The 7,171-nt window shown below is 38.1% G+C and carries 4 protein-coding genes; 1 reads left to right on the top strand and 3 read right to left on the bottom strand.

Going from position 1 to position 7,171, the window contains the following annotated elements; all coding sequences use genetic code 11:
• Nucleotides 1–198 precede the first annotated feature (198 nt).
• The 3 genes from AMS59_RS23270 to AMS59_RS23260 all read right to left on the bottom strand — a co-directional run bounded on the left by AMS59_RS23270 (nt 199) and on the right by AMS59_RS23260 (nt 4,724).
• Nucleotides 199–2,031: an ABC transporter ATP-binding protein gene (locus AMS59_RS23270; protein ID WP_053486084.1), complete on the bottom strand. Its 1,833-nt coding sequence runs from the start codon at nt 2,029–2,031 to the stop codon at nt 199–201.
• Nucleotides 2,031–3,752: an ABC transporter ATP-binding protein gene (locus AMS59_RS23265; protein WP_053486083.1), complete on the bottom strand. Its 1,722-nt coding sequence runs from the start codon at nt 3,750–3,752 to the stop codon at nt 2,031–2,033. Before AMS59_RS23265 ends, AMS59_RS23270 begins: the two co-directional genes overlap by 1 nt.
• 78 nt (nt 3,753–3,830) lie before the next feature.
• Nucleotides 3,831–4,724: a DMT family transporter gene (locus AMS59_RS23260; protein WP_053486082.1), complete on the bottom strand. Its 894-nt coding sequence runs from the start codon at nt 4,722–4,724 to the stop codon at nt 3,831–3,833.
• A gap of 186 nt (nt 4,725–4,910) precedes the next feature.
• Here AMS59_RS23260 and AMS59_RS23255 point away from each other — a divergent pair, with 186 nt between their 5' ends.
• A complete protein-coding gene (locus tag AMS59_RS23255; RefSeq protein WP_053486081.1) occupies nt 4,911–6,932 on the top strand; it encodes a bifunctional diguanylate cyclase/phosphodiesterase in 2,022 nt (673 codons plus the stop codon).
• Nucleotides 6,933–7,171: the final 239 nt, after the last annotated feature.

Here is a 7,171-nt window from a genome sequence, read left to right as displayed (position 1 = left end):
TCGCTTTTCTTCTATAGTAAAATGTAAAATTATTGAATTGATAGAAAATCAACCACAAGTTATGGTGATGAGCCAAAAAAATTACATTTATGAGATAAAAGTCAATGTTTCAACAAAAAAGAGCAATCCCAAGAATTTTGAAAATGCTCTTTCTTATGTTTGAAGAATGTGATTGACACTTACATCGTTACTCTCAACTTACTCATCAAGATGATGCGATGAAGATTGTAACATCTGCGCATAGATGCCGCCGGATTCCATTAATTTCTGTTGTGGGCCTGCTTCGACTAACACACCCTTGTGCATAACAAGCACTATATCGGCATTGTGCACTGTATTTAAACGGTGAGCAATCACAAAGCTTGTACGTCCCTGCATTAACACATCAAGGGCCTCTTGAATCGCAAGCTCCGTAACAGTATCAATACTACTTGTCGCCTCATCCAACAACAAAATTTTCGGGTCAGCAATCAATGCTCTTGCAATGGACAGTAACTGCTTTTGACCTTGCGAAATACCACTGCCATCTGCGGCAAGTACTGTGTCATAGCCATCCTTTAGCGACATGATAAAGTCATGTGCATTTGCACGCTTCGCTGCTTCTTCTATCTCTTCATCACTAGCATCTAATCGACCATAACGAATATTTTCACGTACAGATGCTTCAAACAAAAATGGATCCTGTAACACAAAGGCCATTTGTGCGCGCAATGCTTGTCGTTCTATTTGCTGAACGTTTACACCATCAAATAAAATCTCACCCTTTGTTACCTCATAAAATCTTGCAATAAGCTGTAAGATAGTTGTTTTTCCTGCCCCAGTTGCCCCAACAAGAGCTACCGTTTGTCCGGACTCTACGTTAAAATTAATGTCCTTCAAAGTGTAAGCTTCTTCTCCTTGCTCATATTTAAAGTACACATGTTGAAAGCTCACCTGACCTAATAGTTTGTGCTTCTGCGCAGAAGCTGCTTCCTCTTCGGACTGTTCATCCAGTAACGTAAATACACGCTCAGCACCAGCAATCGCTGACAGCACGGTATTAAATTGATTGGCCAAATCATTTAACGGTCGTGTAAATTGCCTTGCATATTCTGTGAAAATAACAATGACTCCAATCGACACATGACCATAAAGAGCAAGTACGCCGCCAATACCAGCCACAATTGTAAAGCTCATATTGTTTAAAAAGTTCATGACCTTTGGAATATATCCCGAGTATGTCTGTGCCCAAAAGCCGGTTCTTTTTAATCGTAAACTTTTTTCGCGAAACTCCTCTTTCATTCGTTCCTCTTGTGAGAAAGCTTTCACTATTCTCTGGCCCGAAATTGTTTCTTCAATCATGCCATTAAGAGCCCCTATAGCCGCTTGCTGCTCTTTAAATAACGGTGCGGTTCTCCGCGTGATCCAACGCATCGCCCAAAACATAATCGGTATAATCGTCATCGTTATTACTGTTAGTAAAGGACTTAAACTTAGCATGATGATCACTGTTCCCGTCAATGTTACTACACTAGAAAACACTTGGATAAAGGAGCTATTTAACGTTGAGCTAACTGCTTCAATATCGTTCGTCATCCGACTCATTAATTCCCCATGTTGACGGCGATCGAAAAAGGCAATCGGTAGTCTTTGGAAATGAGCAAATACACTCGTTCGTAATCTATAAATGGTTTGTTGCGCAATACCAATCATCCAATAGTTTTGCAAAAATAAAGATACTGCTAATAGCGCATAAATGCCGATTAACAGCATAATTCCCTTCTCTAGTCCTGCAAGCTCTCCATGCGTTACGTACATATCAATCATTTTACCGATTAAATACGGACCAAGGAGAGCCAAAAGGGAACTCGCCAAGACAAGTAACAGTACAATAATTAATAGTACACGTTGTTCATCAACTATTTTCCATAAACGTATTAGTGTACTTTTCCAATTTGTCGCACGAGGTCCCTTCTTTTTCTTAACAGCCTGCTTCACATCATCTTTCGTCAAAATCGGCTCATAGCCAAAAGGTTTTTGGAAAAATCCCATTATTCCTCCACCTCCTGTTGGGAGATTGCGATTTTTTTATAGAGCGCTGAAGTTTGCAAAAGCTCTTCATGCGTCCCATATGCTACCACTTTCCCTGCATCAATGAGTAAGATACGATCTGCACCTCTAGCTGTCCGAATCTTTTGAGTGACCACTAACATCGTTGCTTGTTCTTCACTCAATGCCTCCCATAATGCCTGCTCCGTTTTAACATCAAGCGCACTTGTACTATCATCGAGCATTAATATATGCCCTTTTCTTAATAATGCTCTCGCAATCGATAATCTTTGTTTTTGACCGCCTGAAAGATTGACACCCTTCTGACCGACTCTTGTCTCGTAACCATTCGGGAAATCCTCCACAGAAGCATGGATTTGCGCTTGCATTGTAGCGTGTAACACTGCATCCATTTCAGCCTCTACATCGCCCCAACGAACATTATCTGCAATGCTTCCTGTAAACAATAAGGATTGTTGTGGAACATAGCCGATGATTTCGCGCAGTTCTTGTAAATCCCATTGCTGTACATCTTTCCCCTCTACTACTATTTTTCCTTCTGTGACATCGTAGAAACGAGGAATAAGCTGTAGCAACGTAGATTTCCCTGCACCTGTTGCTCCCATAATGGCTAGCTTTTCACCAGACTTCACTCGAAAGCTTACATCGGAGAGAACAGGCGAGTCTTCCCCAGGATAAGTAAAGCTCACATGATCAAAAGCTAATTCTCCAAAACTCATGCCATTAGATGTTTTCTCTGAGGATGATGGTAGCTCAATGTCATTTTCAGTTGAAAGGACTTCTGCCATACGCTCTGCTGAGGCTTTTGCACGCGCATAAAAAATAATAATAAAGGCAAACATCGAGAACGAGCCTGTCATGCGCATTGCATAATTGATAATGGCTACAACATCTCCAAGCGGTGTTGTACCTGTAGCTATTTGCTTCGTTCCAAACCACAGCACTGCAAGTAAACTCATATTCATAATAAATAACAGTACAGGCATAATATACTCCATTGTGCGTAGAGCCTTTACAGTATCTATCTTCAAGCGTGAGGCAACTTCATCAAAACGAGAGGCTTCATATGCACCGCGAAAATAAGCCTTCACTAATCGAATAGCCTGTAGATTTTCCTGTAGTACACGATTCAAACGATCCATTCTCTTTTGCACAAGTCCAAAATAAGACACGCCTTTTGCCACCATAAAAATAAGAAAAATAAAAATAATTGGTGCGCCAATAACTAAAAACAACGCTAGTTTAGCATTTACAACAAAAGCCATAACGATGCTACCAACAACGGCAAGTGGTGCACGAAGCATAATACGCAAACTCATAAACAGTACCGTCTGAACTTGCGTCACATCATTCGTTAACCTTGTTATAAGGGATGCCGTTGAGAATTTTTGATAAGTAGCTAATGTAAAGGATTGTATTTTTTCAAATAATGCATTTCGTAAATCATAGGAAAAGCTCTGTGCTGTATGTGATGAAAAATATGAATTAACGACACCGGCTATAAAGGCTACGAAGGATAAGCCAAGTAAAACAATTCCCCATTGCCAAATCATCCCTTGATTTTGAGCTCGTACTCCATTATCTATGATTTTAGCCATGATAAGTGGCTGAGCGAGCTCCACAAACAATTCCACTAGCATTAAACAAAACGCAATCAATGCAGTCCATTTATAAGGCTTTACATAGGAAAAAATTTCTTTCATATTCTTCCCCCTTGTTCTTAGTGAAAAAAGTCCCATAAAATTCAAATATAGTAAAGAACTCCTATGTAGATAGTATTTTTATGCTTTTCCTCCACCTATAGAAAGCCACGTTACACAAACAAGCATAACGAAGACACCAACTAATTGCCAAAAACCTAAAGATGTACCAAACACAATTACTGAAATAATCATTGCTGTTAGCGGTTCAATACTAGAGAGGATACTTGTCTCAACTGCTGTAATGTATTTCATGCTACTTAAAAAAAGCACGAAAGCCACAGTACCGAAGAATATTAAAGCAATCATAAAGCATGTAACCTTAAAATCCGTGAAAACTAGCAACAAATTTGACTGCCAAATTCGACTAATAACGCCTAATGTAAATCCTCCTATAAGCATTCCCCAACCGACAACAAGTAGTACACTCCATTCTTTCATCAAACGTGCAGGGTACAATGTGTAGAAGGCAAACGTAAGACCAACAGCTACGCCCCACAATAAGGCTTTGCTACTAACTAACAAAGCGTCAAATGAAGCGTTCGTTAGTAGGAGGAAAAGACCTATTAGTGTACCAATAATCCCTAATACTTGATATTTCGGTGGCCATTTCTTTAAACTAAGAGAGACATAAGCAACAACAAATATCGGTGCTAAAAACTGTAATAAGGTAGCAAATACAGCATTACTTTCGTTGATTGCCGCCACGAAAGCAAACTGTACACCCAGCATCCCTGCTACCCCGAACACTAGGAGTTGTCTACTCCATAGTTTTTGTTTCCAAATACCGAAAATATCTTTTCTAGTTAACAATAAATATGTAAGTAATATAATACCAGCAACCGATAAACGAATTGTTAACATAAAGGAAACTGTCAATGGTGTATAGTTGAGTAACCACTCCATCAAAGGGCCAGTTGCCCCCCATAACATCGCACCGGAGACGATAAATACTATTCCTTTTAATCGTTTCATACAATTCTCACTTCCTATATAAATACTAAAAAATGTTATTTTTCTTCAATTCTTTCCTTATATTCCGCTAAAAAAGTCCCGGGATTATTAATTATCAAATTTTTACAATCATATTCATAATGACTAATTCCCGATAATTAACTATAATAATAGTATATATAGATTACTCAAGGAGATCGAATAATCATGAGTCATATGCATAAATCATTTACGATCGATGAACATTATTTAAATTCACTCCCTTTTCCTGCAATTGTTATGAATCAAGATGGACAGGCTATAAAATTGGGAAAGCTTGCTGAACAGCTATTTGGTTTTTCAGCTACTACTATTAACGAACATACAGCTTCATTTATTCACGAAAATTTACTACGTCAGCTTTCGTTAGAAAAGTATCAAACCCTTTTACAAAATGATGACAGTACGTATATCAATCAAATTCAACTGAGCACATATACAAATGAAGAAATTACAACAGCGCTGCTAGCTAATCCATTTACTGAACAAGGAGAGCGTTTCATTCTTATGATGTTTATGCTACCAGAATTAATGATTAATTTTGTCTCAAGTAGCAGCACTCTCGTAGACTTAAAACAAGGATTAGACTCGACATTTATGACAATAACACTTGATTATGATGGGTTCATTTTAGAATGTAATGCTGAATATCTAAAAACGAGTCAATGGACACCGAAACGCGTTATTGGTAAAACGTTTTGGCAGCTATTCCCTGAAAATAAAGAAAGTGAAAAGATCACAACTACTATCTGGCGTAATTTAAACAATGGCCAAACGTGGCAAGGTGAAGTCGAAAAAGTTACAAAAACAGGCCAATCTTATTGGGTACTACTAACAGCTATCCCAACATTTAATCTTGAAACGAATGAGCAACAATTTTTATTAATCGAAAAGGATATCACCAAGTCCAAGAACATACAACACCAGCTTGAAAAAATCGCTTATATCGATACAGAAACAGGCCTCATGAATGCACACCGACTCGAAAAAGTGATTTCCCAAATGATTGAGGAAGAAAGAAACTTCTCTTTTGTCTATTTAAGTATAGATAAATTTTATACGTTAAAAGAGTTACATGATCAGCAAATCGATCAAAGTCTTATTGTAGAGTTTACCAATCGTATAAAAATGTACTTCCAAGATAGCACAATGGCACGTATTAACGAAAATGATTTTGTCGTGATTACACCATTAAGTGAATGGTTTATTCAAGGCTTCCTATCTTACTTACAACAACATCCAATTTATAACAGTAATGTTGCGGTCCCTATTTCTATTAGTGGCGGAATTACACGTTATCCAGAGGATCAAACTACATTCTCCCAACTAATGAAGGCATCCATTGCTACTATTACAACTGTCCGTGAAGCAGGTGGCGATAAAATCGTCTCACTATCAAAAGCAACACATAAGGCATTAAATCGTAAAGCTTTAATTGAAAAACGTTTACTTCAAGCTCTTGACCAAAAAAACCTAAAAGTTCTCTATCAGCCACAAATTGATGTTACTTCAGGTAAAATCACAGCTGTAGAAGCACTAGTTCGTTGGGAAGATGAAGTAATAGGCGTTGTCTCACCAGATGAGCTTATTCCAATTGCTGAGGAAACTGGTCTCATTAATAATATCGGTTCCTTTATGTTAGAAAAAGCTTGTGAACAGGTACTAATCTGGAAAAAAGCTGGTCTTGATTTAAAAGTATCTATTAACTCTTCCGTACGCGAATTCCGTGATAAAAACATGGCAAAGTCAATTCTTGAAACGTTAGCGAAAACTGGCTGCCCAGCAAACCTTATTCAAATCGAAATTACAGAGAAATTTGCCCTAGAAGCAGAAGCTGCTACCTTTATCACACAGCAAATGCGTAAGCTTGAAAATGAAGGTATCGCCTTTATACTAGATGATTTCGGTACCGGATATGGTTCATTTAGATATATGCAAATTCTACCAATAGATACATTGAAAATCGATAAAGCATTTACAAGTTCTTTATTAAAATCTGAAAAAACCCAAAAGCTAATGAACGGTATGGTGCAACTCGGAAAATCTATGGAACTTAAAGTTGTAGCAGAAGGTGTCGAAACTGCTGAACAAGCAGATCTTTTGATTTCTTATGGCTGTGATGCAATTCAAGGTTACTATATTAGTAAACCAATTCATGCCGAGGAAATTGAAGCACTACTAGTTAAATAGTTAATTTAGGAGGTTACGTTTAAGAACGTAACCTCCTTCTTGTTATTAATGAAAGTCTAAATAAAGTATGGCTCTTACGCAAAGCGAGGGGTTGATTTCCGTTCCGACTGGCGCTTTGTAGCTGCCGCTTTGCTTTCGCACAGTTAAAACATTGTTGCTGCCGCTTCACTTTCGCACAGACAAAATATTGTTGCTGTCGCTTCGCTTTCGCACAGACAAAATATTGTTGCTGTCGCTTC

The sequence above is a fragment of the Lysinibacillus sp. FJAT-14745 genome (genome assembly GCF_001275675.1).
Taxonomy (GTDB): domain Bacteria; phylum Bacillota; class Bacilli; order Bacillales_A; family Planococcaceae; genus Lysinibacillus.
Note: the sequence above shows the minus strand (reverse complement) of the source record. Positions and strands in the feature narration are given on the sequence as shown.